General features: G+C 52.7%; 18 protein-coding genes. 10 read left to right on the forward strand and 8 right to left on the reverse strand.

Annotated features, from left to right (window positions below; genetic code table 11):
* The first annotated feature begins 11 nt into the window (after positions 1-11).
* Positions 12-1316 (forward strand): MFS transporter, encoded by a 1305-nt coding sequence (locus QXU03_05680; protein MEM2171222.1) that lies wholly within the window; start codon positions 12-14, stop codon positions 1314-1316.
* Here the strand turns inward: QXU03_05680 and QXU03_05685 are convergent.
* From QXU03_05685 to QXU03_05700, 4 genes are read right to left on the reverse strand one after another with little or no spacing between them, the layout of a single operon-like run.
* Positions 1258-2268 (reverse strand): glycosyl transferase family 4, encoded by a 1011-nt coding sequence (locus tag QXU03_05685; protein ID MEM2171223.1) that lies wholly within the window; start codon positions 2266-2268, stop codon positions 1258-1260. The genes QXU03_05680 and QXU03_05685 overlap by 59 nt on opposite strands.
* The gene (locus QXU03_05690) at positions 2265-2987 is read right to left on the reverse strand and encodes an ERCC4 domain-containing protein (protein ID MEM2171224.1); all 723 of its coding nucleotides are present in this window, start codon (positions 2985-2987) and stop codon (positions 2265-2267) included. The genes QXU03_05685 and QXU03_05690 overlap by 4 nt, the downstream gene beginning before the upstream one ends.
* 1 nt (position 2988) lies before the next feature.
* Positions 2989-3456: a ribosomal protein S18-alanine N-acetyltransferase gene (gene rimI, locus QXU03_05695; GenBank protein ID MEM2171225.1), complete on the reverse strand. Its 468-nt coding sequence runs from the start codon at positions 3454-3456 to the stop codon at positions 2989-2991.
* A 9-nt stretch (positions 3457-3465) separates the two neighbouring features.
* Positions 3466-5064: an NAD(P)H-hydrate dehydratase gene (locus tag QXU03_05700; protein ID MEM2171226.1), complete on the reverse strand. Its 1599-nt coding sequence runs from the start codon at positions 5062-5064 to the stop codon at positions 3466-3468.
* Between the two features lie 88 nt (positions 5065-5152).
* Here QXU03_05700 and QXU03_05705 point away from each other — a divergent pair, with 88 nt between their 5' ends.
* Entirely contained in the window at positions 5153-6646 is a 1494-nt protein-coding gene (locus tag QXU03_05705; protein ID MEM2171227.1) for a carboxypeptidase M32, read from the forward strand.
* Between the two features lie 21 nt (positions 6647-6667).
* On the opposite strand, the gene QXU03_05710 is transcribed toward QXU03_05705, so the two are convergent.
* Positions 6668-6880, reverse strand: coding sequence for a hypothetical protein (locus QXU03_05710; protein MEM2171228.1), 213 nt, complete (start codon positions 6878-6880; stop codon positions 6668-6670).
* Between the two features lie 118 nt (positions 6881-6998).
* Between QXU03_05710 and QXU03_05715 the strand changes: the two genes are divergently transcribed.
* The 5 genes from QXU03_05715 (at position 6999) to QXU03_05735 (ending at position 12386) form a co-directional block, all read left to right on the forward strand.
* A complete protein-coding gene (locus tag QXU03_05715; protein MEM2171229.1) occupies positions 6999-7355 on the forward strand; it encodes a hypothetical protein in 357 nt (118 codons plus the stop codon).
* Complete coding sequence (locus QXU03_05720; GenBank protein MEM2171230.1) at positions 7352-7642, forward strand: hypothetical protein; 291 nt, start codon at positions 7352-7354, stop codon at positions 7640-7642. The genes QXU03_05715 and QXU03_05720 overlap by 4 nt, the downstream gene beginning before the upstream one ends.
* Before the next feature lie 100 nt (positions 7643-7742).
* Positions 7743-9692: a hypothetical protein gene (locus QXU03_05725; protein MEM2171231.1), complete on the forward strand. Its 1950-nt coding sequence runs from the start codon at positions 7743-7745 to the stop codon at positions 9690-9692.
* Positions 9693-9900: 208 nt separating this feature from the next.
* A complete protein-coding gene (locus tag QXU03_05730) occupies positions 9901-10575 on the forward strand; it encodes a YkgJ family cysteine cluster protein (protein MEM2171232.1) in 675 nt (224 codons plus the stop codon).
* 35 nt (positions 10576-10610) lie between these two features.
* The gene (locus QXU03_05735) at positions 10611-12386 is read left to right on the forward strand and encodes an alpha/beta fold hydrolase (GenBank protein MEM2171233.1); all 1776 of its coding nucleotides are present in this window, start codon (positions 10611-10613) and stop codon (positions 12384-12386) included.
* A gap of 24 nt (positions 12387-12410) precedes the next feature.
* Here the strand turns inward: QXU03_05735 and QXU03_05740 are convergent, their stop codons facing one another.
* The 3 genes from QXU03_05740 to QXU03_05750 all read right to left on the reverse strand — a co-directional run bounded on the left by QXU03_05740 (position 12411) and on the right by QXU03_05750 (position 15729).
* Complete coding sequence (locus tag QXU03_05740) at positions 12411-13865, reverse strand: ATPase domain-containing protein (protein ID MEM2171234.1); 1455 nt, start codon at positions 13863-13865, stop codon at positions 12411-12413.
* A gap of 324 nt (positions 13866-14189) precedes the next feature.
* Positions 14190-15572, reverse strand: a complete 1383-nt coding sequence (locus QXU03_05745) for a radical SAM protein (GenBank protein ID MEM2171235.1) — start codon at positions 15570-15572, stop codon at positions 14190-14192.
* Positions 15556-15729: a hypothetical protein gene (locus QXU03_05750; protein MEM2171236.1), complete on the reverse strand. Its 174-nt coding sequence runs from the start codon at positions 15727-15729 to the stop codon at positions 15556-15558. The genes QXU03_05745 and QXU03_05750 overlap by 17 nt, the downstream gene beginning before the upstream one ends.
* Before the next feature lie 134 nt (positions 15730-15863).
* Between QXU03_05750 and QXU03_05755 the strand changes: the two genes are divergently transcribed.
* The 3 genes from QXU03_05755 (at position 15864) to QXU03_05765 (ending at position 18468) form a co-directional block, all read left to right on the forward strand.
* Entirely contained in the window at positions 15864-16826 is a 963-nt protein-coding gene (locus QXU03_05755; GenBank protein ID MEM2171237.1) for a hypothetical protein, read from the forward strand.
* A 3-nt stretch (positions 16827-16829) separates the two neighbouring features.
* Positions 16830-17213 carry a hypothetical protein gene (locus QXU03_05760; protein MEM2171238.1) on the forward strand — a complete coding sequence of 128 codons (384 nt, stop codon included), beginning with the start codon at positions 16830-16832 and terminating at the stop codon, positions 17211-17213.
* A 322-nt stretch (positions 17214-17535) separates the two neighbouring features.
* A complete protein-coding gene (locus tag QXU03_05765; GenBank protein MEM2171239.1) occupies positions 17536-18468 on the forward strand; it encodes a site-specific DNA-methyltransferase in 933 nt (310 codons plus the stop codon).
* The last annotated feature ends 963 nt before the right edge of the window (positions 18469-19431 follow it).

Below are 19431 nucleotides of genomic sequence, written 5' to 3' on the forward strand. Positions count from 1 at the left end.
CATCAGTATACGTGACTCTTCTCCCGAGGAAAGCCCAGGCTATGAAGCTCTCGAAGACTATTACCGCGTTCGCGGAGAGCATCGCGGATTTGAAGGAAGTTTTTAAAGGCAATGTAGGGGTAATCGCCCTATCCTGGTTCCTCTTCTCTCTGACGGGCTCGCTAGTGAACCCCTTTTTCGCTAAATACGCTAAGGACTTAGGGGCCTCAGACCTACATGTAGCGGTAATGCGAAGTCTCGGCATGCTTGCCTTGGCCCTCTCGACAATTCCCGGCGGCCTGCTGACAGACTATCTTGGCAGGGTAAAGGTTATATTGATTGGAACGGCGTGCATATCGGTAGCCCAGTTCCTCTACGCGGTGGCACCTGACTGGAGGTTCCTAACAGCCATATTCGTTTTCGACTATGCAGTACACTTCTACCAACCAGCGCTAACAGCAATAGTCATGGATTCCCTGCAACGCGGAGAAGAGTTTAAAGGCTTCCTAGGCCTGAACATCGTGATGGCTATTCCAGGCCTCTTCATGCCGGTCATCGGTGGAGTGCTCTATGACACGCTAGGAGTCACTGGTATTAGACTGGGCTTCGCGCTACAGGGCATTGTATCAATAACGGTATTCGTCATGAGAGCTAAGGCACTGAAAGAGACCTTTAAGCCACGTGATAAAGACCTCGGCAAGATCATCTTCGAGCTGTCCGGCTACCGTGCCGTCTTATTCAGAGCCCTCAAGTTGTACCTTTTTACCTCCATTCTCTGGCAGGTCTCGCTAGGGGTGACTAACACGTACCTGGCAATATATGTGCTCGACGTACTGGGGTTGTCGAAACCCATGTGGGGGCTTTTAAGCGCGATCTCCACCACGGGTACTATTTGTGCGTCGTTAATTTTGCTGAGAACCAACCCGAGACCTGAGCGCGCCGCACTATACTCGGCTGTTGTGGTTTCCGCGGTACAGATCACACTAGCGCTACCGTACCACGTAAGGCATATGACTATAACCACTGCTACATTGCTCGCCGCGTCGCTGGTAATGGGCCTCGCATCAAACATCTTAAACTCAGCGCTATCCACAATACTGACTAGAACCCTACCAGTTGAAATACGTGGAAGGGCTATAGGTATTCAAAGGCTACTGGATAACTTCGGCGCCTCGGCCGCGTCTTTAGTTGCAGCCACTTTATACCTGGGAGTGGGCTACGCCGAGTCTTTCCTGGTGTCAAGTACTGTGGGGCTACTGAGCTCTCTCTACCTCTACACTATACTGCTAAGAAGGTGGCCGAAAGAGCGAGAGCGCAGACTACGGCTTGAAGAGTGACGATGACCTTAATGGCATCGGTTTCGTAGCACTTACCTTTAAGCTTTATCACGAGCTTTATGACCAGGTGCGTTACGCTATAGGACTTCTCGTAGGGGGGCAGTAAGCTACCATCTGCTTGAACGCGCCCAAAGTTCTCCTTGTACACGCCGTCTAGTAGTCCACGCACGAACAGTACCAGTTCTAGGAAGTAGAGGGCGTAGGAGTAAATGGCGTACTTCTCGAAGTTCCAGTATATCGCTAGCGAGGCGTAGAAAGCCCCAATACCGTAAGTAAAGGAGTTTCCTGGGAACATCTTAGCCGGGTACCGGTTGTAAAGTAAGTAAAATACCGTTATTGAGGAGATCACGGGTAGGGCAACGCAGACGGCATCTAAGTTGCGCCTGACTACCAAAAGTAGCGAAGCAGAGAGTAAAAGAGTTAACCCTTGAAGCGCTTCGAGGCCGTTGTAACCGGCAATCATGTTGAAGGCGTTACTAGCACCCACGACACCGGCCGGTACCACTAGCAGTGAGTACGCTAACCCCAGGTCTAGAGTGCCAATCACAGGTAGCTCGACCACGCTATGGCCGGCCTTAACAGCGACTAGTGGAAGGGATATCGGAAGGGTAAACAACACGCGCTTAATGGGGTTTATACCCCTTTTCCAGCCGAGTATGTCATCGAAGAACCCCAGCAAGCCGGCCATCAGTAGAGTTAAAGCTATTGAAAGCAACGGTATCACATCCACCCTCCTGTCGGTGTAAACCTCTATCGCTATGTAGAGGAGCACTCCGAACCCCGACGACAATACAACCCATATGCCGCCGGCCTCGGCTACCATGCGTTCTCCAGGTTTGTTCATGTCCCTGCCGGCGAAGCCGAGCCTTAAGGCCGCGGTAAGCCACCAGCTCAGTAGAGTCCTAGCTACTATGGCGGAGACGAGCCCTGGCAGTACTAGTTCTAAGCTCATACCTGCTCTCCTAGCCCTGGTTCATGCCACGGTGTGTTAAAGATGGCATATATTTCCTGGGCACGCTTTTCCCCAATACCTTCGACGCTCATCAACTCATAGGTGGATGCGTTTGCGACGTTCTTGAGGGTTTTGAACCTTGCGAGAAGCCTCCTGGCGAGTGTCGGGCCCACCAGCCCTTCCGTGACGTAGAGTACTCTCTCTTCGATGCTTAAAGGCTTTTTCTCAACCCTCATTTTCACGACCCTCTTCTCCTCAGTTTTACCGAGGTTCTTCGCCTTGGCGATGATCCAGGCTATTGTGGCGTCTTTATGAGGCGTGTACAGTATTGGTATGTTCATGTCGAGCACCAGCGTGTCGATAACGCGCAGAATGCTCTGCACCCTCCAGTTACGGTATTTTTCCAGTTTCTCTAGGGAGCCTTCGATTACTATTAGCGGTCGGTGCCCTTCTTGTAAAGCCGCTTCTTGTAGTAGCTTGCTCTGCTCCCAGATCCTCCCGTCCCTGATGCTGTTAGCGAAATCATCAGCTGTTTTCCTCTCTACTAGTATGCTTTGCTTTCTCCCGGGAGGTGCAAGTAGTAGGAAGTCGCCTGCGGGGAGCTCTTGCACAGCTACCCGTAAGCCCTCTCTCGCGATCTTAACCTTGAATTCGGGGTGCTTAGAGTCCTCCCTGCTATCGATGATTACATCTACCGGCGTCAATAGCTTAACCGCCATTCTAACCACGCTGATCCAATTCCTTGACCATCACGTAAGCGTCTTCAACTCCATAATAACCCTTGATAACCCCTATAACTTGAAAGCCCGCTTTAAGGTACATTTCCAGAGCGGGCTGGTTGCTGGTAGCAACCTCCAGGTAAGCCCTCCTGGCGCCGAGCCCCTTACACTCCGCGAGCGCGCGGTCTAGTAGCGTTGAACCAATACCCATTCTCCTGTACATGCGCCTCACAGCTATGGACACGACGTGGCAGAGCGAGTCTTCGATATCTGCGATAACGTAACCCGCAATGACCCCGCCGCACTCTGCAACTTTGAAGATCGAGCCGCGCTGGTAGTAGTAATTGAAGACTTCTTCACTGTACCTCACACTGGAGTTAAAGCACTCGCTTTCAATTTCCACTATCTCGTTCATGTAGCTTAAATCGAAATCCTTCACGAAGACGTCTCTGCAACTACCTGTTTTCATCGGCGACCACTATATTTCCTTGGGCATGTAATTCTCGACTATGTACCCGGGGTTCTCGCGTAGGAGCTTCATAGCCTGTGGTAAGTACTCCAATACGGTATCGGGCGTAATACCATCTTCTCCCAGGTCTTTCGCGGCAAGGTCTCCTGCAAGCCCGTGCACCAGCGTGCCCATGCGTGCAGCTTCGCCGCAGTCCCTAAGACCTATTCCATAGAGGGCAGCTATGGCACCGTTAAGCACGTCCCCCATGCCTGCCTTAGCCATGCCCGGGTTACCGGTCATATTTACGTATACACGGCCATCTGGATAAGCTATCAATGAGTGTGCTCCTTTCAACACAATGTAGGAGTTTAACTCGATTGATGCCTTCCGAGCATGGTTTACGGGGTCTTCCTGGACCTCACTCACTCCAACCCCCATTAACCTCGAAAACTCGACTAAATGTGGTGTCAGTATGGTGGGGCTCTTTCTCTGCTTAAGAATTTCCGGGTTTTTCGAAATGGCGGTAATGCCATCGCCGTCTATTATGACCGGCTTGTCTACCCCTTCCGCCAGCCTCCTGACGAGTTCTTGTGTTTCTTCGTTTAGGGAGGTGCCTGGGCCTAGTATGACCATGTCCACTCCATGATCTCTCACGATCTCCAGTATTTTCTCGTAGCTCGAAAGCGCGAGCGTGCCCTCCTCGGTCTCGTCCATTGGGTGGTAGACGACCTCACCACACCTGGCTGCTAGCACCGGTATGACGCTTTTAGGCGCAGCCAACCTAGAGTACCCTCCACCCGCTTTCAGGAACGAGTATGAGCTGTAGTATGGTGCACCGTAGTAATACCTAGCACCTGCCACGGAGAGTAGCTTTCCGAAAGCACCCTTATGACCCCATTTAACGCGCTCCGGTAGCGGCACCGGGACATTGAGCTCTACCTTGACTTCCTCGGAGTACAAGAGTTCCGGCGGGTATGAGAGCCTCGACACGTAGAGCTTTCCACAGTAGTGGTAGCCTGGGTAGAGTACGTTACCGTACTTCGGTAGGCCGAAGGTGACGGTGTACGTGGACTTGATCGCAACTCCACGCACCTTGCCGTTGTTACCGTCAATACCCGATGGTATGTCGACGCTTACCACAGTTTTACCGTGCTCGTTGATAAGCTTTATGACGTCTCTGTAGAGCCCTGTAACCTCTCCTTTTAGACCAGTACCGATTAAGCCGACCACGACTACATCGCTTCCCTTAATGGACTCCGCGAGCTTCTCAAGGTCTTCCACCCCCCTAACTACTTCCACTTTAATGCCCATCTTCGTAATTATTTCGTACATTGTCCTGGCGGGTTCGCGATACCTGTTCGGATCTCCTACAATGAACACTTCCACGTTCCCGCCAGTTGCACGGATCCTCCTAGCCGCTACCAAGGCATCACCGCCATTGTTACCTGTCCCAGCTACGACTACGAAGCGCTTTCCACGTACACCTACTTCTAGCATTATAACGGTGTATACTGCTGTACCGGCATCCTCCATTAAGAGCAGTTGGGTTACTCCCTGCTTAGACGCCTCTTCATCGATCTTTCTCATTTCTTCGACACTACAGACCTTAAATGCGCTAAACCCCACCGGATACCCCCTGAACTGTAAACGCTGTACGGGTAAATAATGCATGTTCTTATAAGCTCAGCCACGTTATCACTAACAGGGTGTTAGCGTGGTCTTCGAAAACCCCGTTATAAAGGAGGTCCTCGAGAAGTACCGTACTATATGGGCAATAGGCCATGCAATAGCGCTCATGAGCTGGGACAGCGAGACGTACATGCCGCGCGAAGGCGTGAGGGACCGCGCGGTTGCCAGGGCCGAGCTGGAGCTACTGAGGCAGAACCTGCTTTTAAGGCCCGAGTTCGTGGAGCTCGTCGAGAAGGCCGATCGTGCCGAGGGGTTGAACGACTACGAACGGGGCGTTGTGAGGGTTTTGAAAAGAGCCATGAGAATAGCCAAGGCGCTGCCACCGTGGCTCGTAGCGGAGAGGGCTAAGGTCACCCAAGAAGCCATGATCGTGTGGAGGGAGGCGAAGGCGAAGAACAACTTCGAGATGTTTAAGCCGTATCTAGAGAGGGTGTTTGAGCTGGCTAGAAAAGCCGCTGACTATCTCGGCTGGGAAAAGCACCCGTACGACGCGCTACTTGACCTATTCGAGGAGGGCTTGAAGACGGAGGACGCTGATAGGATACTGGGCAGACTGAAGAGAGAGTTGAAGTTCATAATAGAAAAAGTCCTCTCCGAGGGCAGGTATCCGCGAGAACACCCGTTAGAGCGCGTAAAGTACGACGTGGCTAGAATGGATGCTGTCAACAAGAAGATCCTTGAAATGCTCGGATACCCCATGGGCGTTCGCGGCAGGCTAGACGTGTCAGCCCACCCGTTTACAATAGATATGGGCATATTCGATGTCAGGATTACGACGAGGTACGAAGGCGTGGATTTCAAGAGATCGATGCTCGCCGTCGTGCACGAGTTTGGGCACGCGCTTTACCAGCTCCAAATAGACCCAGCACTTTCTCACACACCTATAGGTGACGGCGTTAGCCTAGGTGTGCATGAAGGTCAAAGCAGGTTTTGGGAGAACATCGTCGGTAAGAGCAGAGAATTTGCAGAACGCGTTTACGCCATTCTCAAAGAGCACCTAGACTTCATCAAGAACTACTCGCCTGAGGACGTGTACTACTACTTCAACACGGTTAAACCGGGCTTGATAAGAGTAGATGCCGACGAGGTAACCTACAACATGCACATAGTGCTCAGAGCGGAGCTCGAGAAGCTCATGTTAGCGGGGGAGGTGAAGGTATCGGAGCTACCTGAGCTCTGGAATAACTACATGGAGGAATTACTGGGAGTGAAGCCCAGGACTTACAGTGAAGGGGTACTACAGGATATTCACTGGAGCATGGGCAGTATAGGCTACTTCCCGACATATACTCTCGGAAACATAGTGGCCGCTTCAATGAAGAGGGCCATGGAGTCTGAGATCAACTTAAGGGAGAAGATTGTAAACGGTGATTTCAAGGCACTACAGGAATGGCAGAAGGAGAGAATACATAAGTACGGCGCAACGTACCCGCCTAAAGAGCTGTTGAGGAGGTCTCTCGGAGTGGAGTATGAGCCGGATCACCTGGTCAAGTACATCATTGAGAAATACCTAAGCTAAGTAGCCTGTTTTACCCTCTTTTTAACACTTACACTTAACGTATACATGCACTTCGGCTCTATCTTTAATATACTCGACACGGACAGCCTCCACGAAAACCTCCTCAAAGTCCTCTAAAGCCTTCCCCTCTACGTAGACCTTCACGTTAACGTAAGAGCTTAAGGGGTAGCTACAACTAGGCCATACGGTTACGTTGTAAAGTCCCGGCTTAACCCGTTTAATGCCTACGATCAACGACGGTACCCCATAACTAGTATTAGCCGGGTCCTTAATAGTCTTTTGTCCGGGCGTGCTACCTGGAAACTTTTTAAGGGTGCACCTAGTTAAGTATCTGGATGCACAGGTGTGAGAAATGGCATGCTTCATAACGCCGCTACTGGCTGGCCTGGTAGTGGGGCTCTTAAACAGGGTGCGAGGATCTTCCAGCGATTTGAAACTAAACGTGCTATTCTACATGCTACTGGGCGGCGCACTAGTGCTGGCGGCTGAGCACGCGTGGCATGGTGAACTCGTACCGTATCCTCCATTCTTAACCGCCATGCAGAGCCCGGAGGATCTACCAGTGGTGTTGAACGAGATCGGTGTTGTAGGGAGCTCGATGACCCTAGCTGTAACAACCCTGTGGCTGGGAATACTAGGCATCTCGAGGAAGATGAAAACGAGAACCATTCCTCCTACGAGGATCGTCACGACCCTCGAAGTGAAGTGAGCGCAGGCTGGTTTGCAGTGTGGCCTCTGGCGCTATTACTGCTAGCGGCCGTGTCAAGCGCGCTCTGGTATGGGCTAGGACGTAAAGACAGATACAGGCTTGACGTATTGGCACTAATTGCTAGCGGAGCAGCAGTGATGTCGTTAGTAGATGCAGCATACGGCTACCTCGAAGAGGGAGTGTTCATGGACTTGTCGTGGAGTGCTGTACTCCTAGGCGTAGTGCTAGTGGTGTTCACGGTAGTGCTGTGGGTTCTAGTACTGCTCCTCAAGGACATGTTCAAGTAGCTTCCTTTTTCACGTGTTCGCTACCTGGCTCTTTTTACCTTTCAAACCTATAATACCTACTATTGCATTAATAAATATTGACAATAAACACTAATTACTGGTGCGCCCCGGAGTGGGCATATCCCACCCGTATTTGGCAATACTCTCGGTGATGGTGTTTATAGCGGTGGTTACTGGTGTCTCTTTCCTCTACCTACACGTAGTAGACCAGGTTAATAGGGCGCCAGTGCTGGGAGTGTATGCGGATGCCCAGATAGACCCGGCTTCGAGGACGATTACGTTAAGGATCAACATTAAACACGAGAGAGGCAGGCCGGTGGAGATCGTTCAGGCTCTGCTTTACGGTGAACAGCAACTAGTAGTGATGTTCGGAAACGATACGTGTTATGTGATCGGCGTGAACGAGGCCGCCTGCAACGTGCTTGGTTTAAAGGGTAAGGCACTGTTACCGGGAGGTACCGGTGTAGTGGAAGTAGGGTTGCCCATGGGGTCGGGGTACTTCGTGGAGAACAAAACTTACCAGGGCGTCGTGGTTTTCAGCGAAGGATCGTACCCTATAGCGTTCACGCCCGTCAATATACCGAGACCGTTAACAACGCGCCAATACCCGTTAACGCTAATACCCGTTTCACCGCAGGAAACCCCCTCGCAACAGTGCGCCATAAACAGGACTTCTAGGGGCTCAATAGTATTCACGGACTTCGAATCCTACCCCGTCCCAGGCTGGACTTCCTTAGGCGGAAGCTATAGCACGGGTCCAGGTTACACCGGTAACGCCCTGTACATCGTGGACAACGGGGCCGGCGTTGCCGGCGCCTCTCAGTACTACTTCAACGCGAGCCTATCCAGCTACCCGTCGCTCTGGGTTTCAGTCAAGGTACTTGGCGGTGGAAACAACAGCAACCCCAATAGACAGGATTACAGGCACGGCGTGGTGTTGTTTGACTCCAGTAGGGCAAACTTTTACCTCGTCTACGTGGCTTACGACCCAAGCGGGGGAGACCGCGACCCCCTGCTCGCCGAGCCGTATTACGGGCTAGTTATCGCGAAGTACTACAACAGGAGGTGGTTCCTGTTAAGCAGAACTTCTAGCTTACCCATTAAACCTGACGGCTGGTACACCATTGTCGTGAACTACATGGCTGTCTCCGATGGTCTACGCATATATGCCTGGTTATACGATGAAGATGGAAACCCCGTGGGGGGCGCGGGCTCATACCCCCTTTCATATACTGATAGCTCCAACTACTTTAATCCAGCTTACGTGGGAGTCTACGCCGAGGACTTGGGGGGCAGGCAGGCGGGTGCCGACGGCGCGTTCGACGACATGGTGATATCTACCGTGGACCCCAGGTACGTGTACTTCGCGGGGCTCTTACCTAATACCACCGTGGAACTTTGGGACCTGCACTACGCTAAGGGGCTTGCGTTCAACGCCACTGCCAGCGGCTATGCGCTGGAAGTCTATGTCGTTAGAGATGTCGTTATAGGTACAGGTGGTATAGTATCGATCAATGTCTCCTTCCCCGACGGGATGACGTGTACGTACTCGTTCCCGAACGTTATAGGCGGTGACAGCTACGATGTCGCTCTTACCGGAGCTGGTGAGGGCGCTGTCAGCAACACCACTGTGAGCGCCGGTATTAGAGCTGTTCTTTACATCAATATTTCAAGGGATAGCGCGAACCCCGCGCGGATCTGGGCGTTGATCGTGTTTAACAATAGCACGGAGACCGTATACGCTAAGCTAGTTTATGATAGCAGTCTAAGTATGGTAGAAAAGCTAACAGCTAACGTGACGTTCTGTAACGATGTAAGCCTTGAAAGCTGTATCGTGCCCGCTTTAAGGATCGTTCAAGGGAACGTGGTAAGCGACTCAACAGAGTGGCTTGAACTAAAGCAATTTTCATCAGCCTACTTGTACTTGGAAGGGTACCTAACAAGCGGCACCGCGTTACTCGTTCTATACATACCAGCGTGTGGAGGGCCCGTGGAGGTGCTAGAGGCTTGTAGCATATACTACATTGACATTCACCTGAACCCCAAATGAACACAACGTAAATAACGCGCCGTTACAGCCGGAGGCCCCGCCCTCCAGGCGGAAATGAGATCAGATCCGCCGGTTTAAAGCACTGTTCCACAGTTCTACGTTGCTTGCACCTCCACTGGTCGCCCAGGGCTTAGTGTCGAGTATTTTAAAGACAAGAAGGGTAAGTTAGCCTCGTGACATAGTGGGGGGTGCCGTCTAGTTGGGTGACGTGAACAGTCGTGCTTTTAGCTGTTTGAGGTGTAGCAAGTGCTGCTTCTTTTCAGATAGAAAGGAGTGCCCAATTGTACTACCCCACGAGGCGAGGTACATCGCTCTCCTCGCCGAGCATATGGGTATCCCCGAACCGCGGTTTGAACGTCTACCCGCAGGCTTCTACGTGTGGATCGTGAGTGGTTACTGCCCGTTCTACGACGAGGCTAGTAAGGCTTGTAGAATACACGGCGAGAAGCCCCTTGCGTGTAGGATGTTTCCGCTACTCGTAAACCCGTCGACGCTAGAACTCTCAGTCTCATCCGCCTGTGAGTGGATCAGGAGAAACATAGACGAGCTAGCCGACTTGGGTGAAAGCGTCGAAAAGGTTTTTCCCTCGGAATTCAGTGCTGTGAAAGAGCTAGTAACGGTGCTCTACAAGAGCGCAGAAGGCGGCTTGGTGTCATTGATGCTTCTCGGCGATAATGTAAAAGAAGTGTTTAGGGAATTAGCAAGCAAGTGCACCATTATTAAGTTCATAGAAAGCAACGTGGTTGAGGGACTACACTTAATGCTGCTCTCAGATTGCAGTGAGGACTACGTCAAGAGCGTGCTCCACGACCCCGGCAAAGAGGTGAGCATCTCGCACATAGGTAAGGTCCAAGTACCAGCTAAACCCGCTGAAGAGGGCTGACACTTAAATACCGGCTTTCCCTTGTATTACGGTTGGTGTGCGTCTTGAAGTATAGCGAAGTGATCAAGCTCCTGGAAGACCTCGTAAATACCCCTACACACGTGCTTGTAGGCTACGGTAAGGGAGACCTACTAGTTCTGCGCTCCGATGAAGGCGGTTTCAGTAGCTTATGGGTACTTGACGTGAAGTCACTAAGTAAAAAGAAGATCGCGAAAAGGCCCGTCTCGCTCGAAGCGGAGATGCCGGTAAAAACCAACCGGGTCGTTTACGCGGTAGACGTTGCACGTGGAAGGGAACAACACGTGGTTTACGTAGTGGATCTGGATAGGGTTGAAGAGGAGGTCCAAGTGGACATGGAGCCCGTGAGGGTAATGAGCCTCGTTGACACCGGGGAGAGGGCGTTTTTCACTGGGGCGACATCCGAGGACGTTGCCATATACATGGTCGAAGACGGTAAAGCGGAGAAGCTCTACAAGCTGCCGCGCGGGTTTGCCTTCGTAACGAGTGCTAACGAGCACATGGTAACAGGGTATGGCGTGCTCGCGGGAAACCCCTTCAGCATGGAGGTGTTCGTTTACAACGTGCAGAGCAGCGAGTTCAAAGTGTATACCCCTAAACCTGGCAGTGTGAACAAAGAACCGGTCATAACTGAAAAGAACAAGCTGGTCTTCGCATCAAGCGCCTTTACGGAGGAAAGGGACATCCTCGTAGAACTGGATCTCGAGGAAGAGGAGTTTCGAGAACTCAGACTACCCGGTAACGACTACTACGAGTACCTGCCCGTAGAGCACGTGCACTATAATCAGTACGAGGGAAAATGGCTCATAGTGGGTAAAAGGAACGGTAGAACGAAGATATTCATGAACGGCTACGAAATCGCGCCGATCAGCGGAGTGGCCCACAGGGCCGTTTACGTCAACGATAAAATTTACTACAGCTACTCCTCGCTGAGAAAGCCTAGCGAGGTGGTCGAATTAGATGTTAAACACCGTACTAGCCGTGTTATACTGGAGAGCAGGCCACCCAGAGAGGTTGAAAGTGTACTCGGGGACGTGAAGTTCGAGAAAGTAAGGACGCCGAGTAACCTGGATATCCCGGTGTGGATTATTGAAAGCAGTAAAGCGGGTAGGCCGGGACCTACCGTGATATACGTTCACGGCGGTCCGTGGGCCGAGGTAGCAGACGCGTGGAGAGTAACCTTAATCGCGCTGGTGGCAACGGGTTTCAACGTCGTTGCACCTAACTTCAGAGGATCGACGGGCTATGGTGAGTGGTTTAAGAAGATGAATATCGGCGATCCGGGTGGGGGGGATCTGGAGGACGTGGTAGCTGTCACGAAGTGGGCCTTGGAAACGGGTCTTGCGAGTAAGGTGCTCATTGCCGGGTACAGCTACGGGGGTTACATGACGCTGTGGGCGATGTCCAACGAGCCGGAGTTATATGACTGCGGCGTGGCCGGCGCCAGCGTCGTTGACTGGGAGGAGATGTACGGCTTAAGCGATGCGGTATTCAAGGCATTCATAGACGTGCTTTTCGCAGGTAAGCGCGAATTGCTAAGAGAGCGCTCGCCTATCAACAAAGCACCGAATATCACGAGGCCGCTGTGCATCATACACCCGCAGAACGATAGTAGGACCCCGTTAAAGCCCGCCCTTAGGCTCCTTTCACTGCTACTAGAACGCGGTAAGAGCTTTGAGGCGCACATAGTGCCCGACCTAGGACACGCCATTAACACCGTTGAAGACGCCATGAAAATACTGCTACCAATGGTATCGTTCCTGAGAAAGTGCGCGGAGGTAGAAAGAGGTTAGAGCCTGGCCTGCAACGCGCTCGAGCTAGGTGCTATGAGAGGCTATTTCCGATTTAAGCATTTTCTCCTTGATGAGCCCTCTAAACCACTCATTGAACTCCTTTATTTTTCCAATGACCTCTCCGCTCGTGAAGTCTATTAAGAGCGGTTCGCCTCCACGCCTCCAAGCCTTCCACACGGGCTTTACCACCCCGTCTTCATACCTGTAATGTACTCTTATGGTTACGTCTGAAAGGGACTCGTTCATCCTGGTGAAGTGCGGGTCCACTCTACCGATGTGCCTCACCACCAGCACGCCTTTGTTCTTGAGCCACGTTAACTGGTTAATGAGCTGCGACCAGTACTCCCCCTCGCCCAGGTCCCTGATCATCTTCCACGGCACTTCACATCCGTGAAACACCACTATACCGGGGTTCAGCGTTTCGATGAGCTCGTGCTCCAAGGCTGCTAGTTCGGGTGTGGAAAAGGACGCCGGGTTTACCGACTCGAAGTGCATGTAGCTGTCTATAACCCAGTTTGCTTCCCTCTCTCCTAGCTCAAAGTACTTTGTTAGCAACGAGAACGCGATCTCTCGGAGCTCAGTGCGAGAATACTTGTAGGAGATCACCAGCGCCTTTAAGTCGTTCTCTACGGCTATGTCGACGAAGGGTGCATTAGTTCTCTTGTCGCGGGCGCTGGGAGGGTGGCTGATGGATATGATGTCACCGGCGTATATGGGCCCGAGAATGCTACTTATTGCTTCGCGCGATTTCAACCTCTCCGCTAGAGTTGCGAGCGGCCTTTCGGGCCTAGGTGGAAGGTATACCCTTAACCCCTTTACGTTGATGATGCTGAACGGGACCTCCACTACCGTGAGCGGTGCCCCCCTCACCTTCCTTATTTCGAGTATCCGCGTTACTAGGCCACGTGACACCCTGTGCTTGAGGTACACTATTGCGTCCGCCACGAACTCTATGGAGCCTAGGCTTAAGGCCTCCTTACCCAAGGGCACCTCGGACACTACCACTAGTAGCCCGTTGATGGCGTCGACCAGGTTGTAGAAGAAGTTCAGTAGTATTGCCCTCTGCTCTTTCCTCTTGAGGAAGTCCATGAGCGGGTTAATGGAGTCTACCACGACAACCCTGTAAGAGTCCTTGGTCACGAGCCTGGATATGGTGTCCAGTACTTCCTGGGTAGCGGCGACAGGTAGCTTGACGTGTACTAGTAACCCCTTATTCTCCGCTTCCACGAGGTTTATTCCCAGCTTAGCTACGTTCCTGAACAGCTTCTCTTTGCTCTCATAAAACGACATGTAAAGGCACTTGTGGCCTTTTAACGCATTTACATAGCAGATCTGCGAAGCCAGAGTGCTCTTACCGGCTCCAGGGTGACCCACGATCAACAGCATGTAAGGGCCCCGTATCCCGCCAATCAGCTCATCAAGCTCGCGCATACCCGTCGTAAATTCCGGTTCAGCGGCCAATGTGCAAACCACCTTCACTTGCAACTCAATTTAATTTCACATTTTATAGTGAAAAATTCGGTTTAATATAGCGGTACCAGCTTCAAGAATACGGCAATTTCCTACGGCCAGGTACCTTGGATACCAGTCACCCCTCCGCCCTGAGGGGTAGGAGCTACACTCCGTGGAAAAAGCCTTAAGGCCGTATCCCATGCACACCTTAAATCGTGGAAGCCGGAATCCCCGTATCCTCAGCACATAGAGCCCCTTTCCGCTGCGCCTAGTTGTCGGGCTATCTACTATTTTTAACCCAACGTCCTGTGCGCCCCATTGCCACCATGTATGCTAGACCCGTAAGGGCTTCTATTCCATGATACCAGGGTTATTTTCCGTTCCTTTCAATGCATCGTAGTATTTCCTGTTATTCACGCACCCCACGTCTGGGCCGAATGGGTCGCCTAGGTAAGCGTAGGCTCGGGCTCTACACCCGCCGCACACGTACCTATAAGGGCAGAGCCCGCAGAAGCCTCCTAGGCCTTCTTTACTTTTAAGCCTCTGGACTAGTGGGTGCTCGTTCCATATCCTGATAAAGCTCTCTTCCCTTACGCTTCCCAGCCTTATGGGCATGAACACGCAGGGGGCGACCTCTCCATCAGGCTGTAGTGCGGCGTAAATTCTCCCAGCACCGCAACCGCCAATGTACTCGGCCAGCGCCTTAGTCACTGGGTCTTTGCTAACCGCATGGTGTGTGGGCGCGACTACGGATCCCCTACTCATCTGCAGCACGACCCTACCGTACTGGGGGGCCGTCGTGTATATCTCCATTTTCCTCTTCACCATCTCCCTGTAGATGAGCCTCATAAATTCCTCCCTTTCCTCGGGTTCGAGGTCGAGGTTAACGAGGTCCCTGCCTCTCCCCGTGGGTATGAAGTTGAAGAAGACCACTCTCCTGACCCCTATGCTCTCGGCCAGCTCAATTATGTCATCAACTTCGTCTAGGTTCATCTTGGTTACCGTGGTGGCCATGGCGGGGTTTATGCCCAGCTTCACACCGTTCTCGAGGGCCTTAACGGCCCGTTCCCACGAGCCTTCCACCCCCCTGAAGGCGTTGTGCTTCCTCGGATTAGCAGAGTCTACTGAGACCTCGAGGTACCTGAGCCCGGCGTCCACTGCCTTCTTCAGCTCGTCGAAGTCCGCGAAGCGCCATCCATTAGTAGCGATGCCGACGTACATCCCCCTCCTAGCCGCCTCCTTCACAACCACCAGGTAGTCCGGGCAGAGAGTTGGTTCACCACCACTTAACGCTATGGCGGCAACGCCTGCCTCATCCAGCTCCTCCACTACCTTTAACTTCTCGGTGAGGGAGAGCTCCGCAGGTTGTGGGGTTCCGGCCCGCTGATAGCAGTGTGAGCAGCGTAGGTTACACGCGTTCGTGAAGTTCCACACCACCATGAAGGGTGCTGGGAGCTTCTGCGGGGTGGTGACCCCGTAGAGGGCTATGCCCCGTAACACGGTTTCCACGCCACGCGCTATGGCGGGGTCCCTTAACGCCCTCTTCAACTCCTCTTCATCACCCCCCATAACCGTGACCCCCACCTTGATCGCGAGGTCGAATATGGAGAGCAGGAAGCGTAGGCTAGGAGGACAGTTCACCCTACACCCACTATACCTAAGTAGGGCGTAGTAGAGAAGGGACCTCTCCTCGCAGTCGTGGTCGCAGCGCACCTTCCTAAGGAGCCCTCTCAACAGCAAGCGCGTTACAGGGACCCGGGACGAGAAGCGTAACGACGTCAGCAAGGTGGCTATACCGCCCCGCCCCAAGGTCTATACCCCACCCCTTTCCACTTATCACTTCCCTAGTTTTTAACCTCGATCTCCGTTTCTCGCCCTCTTCGCTATCCACTCCAGCGCGCTCCCTTCCAGTTAGCAGGGCCTTTACGCCTTGTAGTTGCCTGTACTGGTTTAAGGTTTTTCCTAAATCGGAAATAACCGAAAAATATATAAACCACCCTTGACGTGAACGGTAGCGGTGAGACTATGAGAACGTGCGTGAAGGCTGTACTGGTAGCGGTGGTGATGACAGCTGTCGTAGTTTCAGTACTGGCTTACCCCTACATTCTAGCGCACTTTCCCGGTAGCAGTGGAGATAGAGCTCGGCTTTCCGTGGATGAGCCCAGTATTCCTGAAAACGCGCCTAGGCCCTGTAAATGCGAGTGCTTCGATATATTAACCATAGAGTACGCCATGCACATCAGGGACCAGAGGGTGATCCGCACTGAGCGGTTGCTCAAGAGACTCGTGCCGGAACCCGGCGACATACATGGCGCGGTGCCGAGGCCGGAAACGGAGCTTAATGGCGTGGAAGCGCGCTACGTGGTCGACTCCGAGAACGGTGACGTGAAGTTAAAGATAATAGCGTTTAGGCCTGCACAGCAGTCCCCGGAAGCACCGGGCACCGTATACGTCATCGTAGTGCTGGATTCTCAAAGCCGATTCGGGCTCATACTCTACCGCGTGAGCGGTGAGGAGGCATTCGCGTACATCGTTGTACCGGGAGACATCCCCAAGGCGCAGTACATAACGGTGGAGTTCACCGGGCGCGCGGACATGTACGACTACATGAGGTCTGTGGGCTACGGCTTAACGAAGATATCGTACGTGACGGGCGAGGACAAGTGGAGCCTCATAGCCGGTGAGATCGATAAGGCGATCGCGACGATCAAGGCTGTGAAGCGCCCGGAGCTTACAGGTATACTGGAATTCCACGGAGTGCTGTCAGCGCTGGTCGTTGATGGAGGGTGGGACTGCTTCGTTGGATGCGCGCAGGTGTGCGGTGTAGCGGACTTAACGCTGGGTGCAATATGCTCAATAGCCTGCGGCCTGTGCACCTTAGAGAAGATATCGTGTGCTGTTTGCGGATACTGCCTCATAGTGCTAGGGAGTAGTACGCTAGGATGCCTTATAGGGTGTGGAATAGGTTGCTTAATTAGAGGCGGTTAGTTCGTGGCAGGCAACCTCTCTAGAACGGGCACCTCCCCCCTAGTTATTCCTCTTCTAGCCGTGAACACCGTAATAATTAGCGGAATAGTAGTGCGCATTGGCCACCTATATAGGGCGGGTACTTATACACACTACGACTGGGTCGTAGGGGTAGCCATCATCACGCTCATGTGCATCACCGCACTACACGCCTTTGCAGGCTACGCTGTAATTGCCAGCAAAAAGCTCTACAGGGGGGTCCTCGCCGGCGCGACCACGGCCCAGGTGGCGTCGCTGATCGTGGTCACCGCCATGATGGCGGATCCCGTAATTTTAATGGGGCTCGCAGCTTCGGTAGCAACAACCATCACCATCATCGCATCATTATACCGGGCTCCCTCCCAGTAAAGCTACTTTTTTCCACGCACTTCACGTTTCCTTGTACTCGCTCCCCCACATTTCTCGGCGGTCACCACACCGCGGAGATCATCTGATGCCTAGGGGAAGCGGGTTCTTTGGCTACCTAGTTTCGAGTTCCTTTCCAGTTTACCTTTTCCTCCTTAAGTTCTACCAGCGGTAAATTCGCTCTTAAAACGAGGTACTTAGAACACCGGGAGAAGCCGGGCTAATGAACACGTGCAACCACTGAGGTGCACGCGCTACGTGCAGGGACCCAGTTATTATGCCCACTACCCGGTAGTTACTAGTGATGGTGGAGTGGTTGCGTGAAGTGAGCTACAGCGAGTACCTCGAGTACGCGTCAAAGTACGGTAAGGTAGTCGTGGAGGGCCGGGAGATCGGGCTCGAGCCGATAGCGGTCAGGAGGCTTAAGCCCTCCTCAGAGGAGCTAACGGACATCTCGACAACGGTGTGGAGCTTCCCCGCGAGGGGTTCTTGGGCCACCCATAGAGGCGATTACAGGGGCAACTGGGCTCCTCAAATACCCAGAGCGCTCATAGAGATGTACACTGAACCGGGCGACCTGGTACTGGACCCCATGATTGGCTCCGGGACCACGTGCGTGGAGGCCAGGTTACTGGGCAGGAACTGCATCGGGGTTGACGTAAACTACAACGCCGTTATACTGGCCCTTCACAGGCTCTACTGGCTAGAGGAATACGCTAGGAGGTGGAGCGGCCTAGTCAAGCCGGTTGAAGTGGAGAACATCGAGAAAACCTGGAGTAGGATATACCACGGTGACGCCAGGAGGTTACTCCTAATAAGCGACGACTCAGTAGACCTAATAGCGATGCACCCACCTTACTGGAACATCATCGAGTACGGCCAGGAGGAAAGCGTTGAGGGAGACCTCTCGAGGGCGAGGACGCTGGAGGATTACTTGAAGCTCATGGGCGAGGTTGCCATAGAGCTTTTCAGGGTCTTGAAGCGCGGAGGATACCTGGGCGTCTTAATAGGTGATACCAGGATTCACAGGCACTACGTTCCGGTATCCCACCACGTGCTACGAGTATTCCTGGAAACGGGCTTCCTGCTCAAGGAAGAGGTGATCAAGGTTCAGCACAGGATGAAAACCACTAGAGAGGTCTGGAGCAAAGTGAGGGAAAGGGACTTCCTGCTAATATACCACGAAAAGCTGTACATATTTAGAAAGCCCGTGAACCCCGACGACGCAGTCAAGCACAGGCATAGCGGGAAGACCTGACATAGGCGGAAACCAGTCTGAGCACGCAGATAAGCCTAAACCCTAAGACTCTGTTCAGTTTAACACCATGATGCAGGCCTCAACGAGCCAAGACCTCACCGAGACTACTACGGTGAGAGCACGAGAGTTACATTAAAAACGCCCGCCCGGTTTGCATTGAAAGCGTGAAAATGGAAGACGTATATGCGTAGAACGTACGCAGATCGCTCATAGACCAGGTACAACACGCATCTCAACAAGCGACTTTATAGCAACCCTTTATGAACCTCAGAACAGTCACGATAGGCGTACGCGTGCTCAATAACCATTGCAGTTGCTCTCCCGCTTGTAGTAGGGCTTTTTCCAGGATATCCGCTGCCAATGAGGCTCTGTGGTTCTTTAAGTAGATTGAAAACTGCAATCTGAGCATTTTTGAGCTAGAGATTAGTGGGAAGGCATGTTCAAACGCTAGTAGTAATATTAGCGTGATGAATGCGTCGATTCTCTGCCTCGGCGTGAAGGGTTTCCCACAACGCGTGTTACTGTGACGTCTCTAGTATCGCGTGTGGCTTCGTGTCAACGAAGGTTGCCCCGGAGAAAACAATTACTCTTATACCGGTCCTGTCGGCGTTGACTTACGCTTTAACCGTGCCTGCTTAAATGAGTGATGGTATGGGCGCGCCGAATCACGGTAGAAGTCCTCTACGGATGAGTTTCCGGGGATTCCGCGGATCCGGGAATGCTGAAGCGATCCTTAATCAGCTATGTTAAGGATTGCGGGCCCGCCGAGATCTGAACCTGGGTCCTCCGGCTTAGGAGGCTGGGGCTCGTTTAGATCAGTTTCCAGTGTTCACGCGGGATTGGAAACTGGTTACATTTGGAGAACGCTCTGGGAGAGCGACAGGATCCGGGTTGGAGGCCTCCTCCTGGTGTTAAGTGCCCGTGTATAGCTGTTGATATAGCCATCAAAGTTGTTATCAATGT

The sequence above is a fragment of the Desulfurococcaceae archaeon genome (assembly GCA_038845865.1).
Classification (GTDB): domain Archaea; phylum Thermoproteota; class Thermoprotei_A; order Sulfolobales; family Desulfurococcaceae; genus UBA285.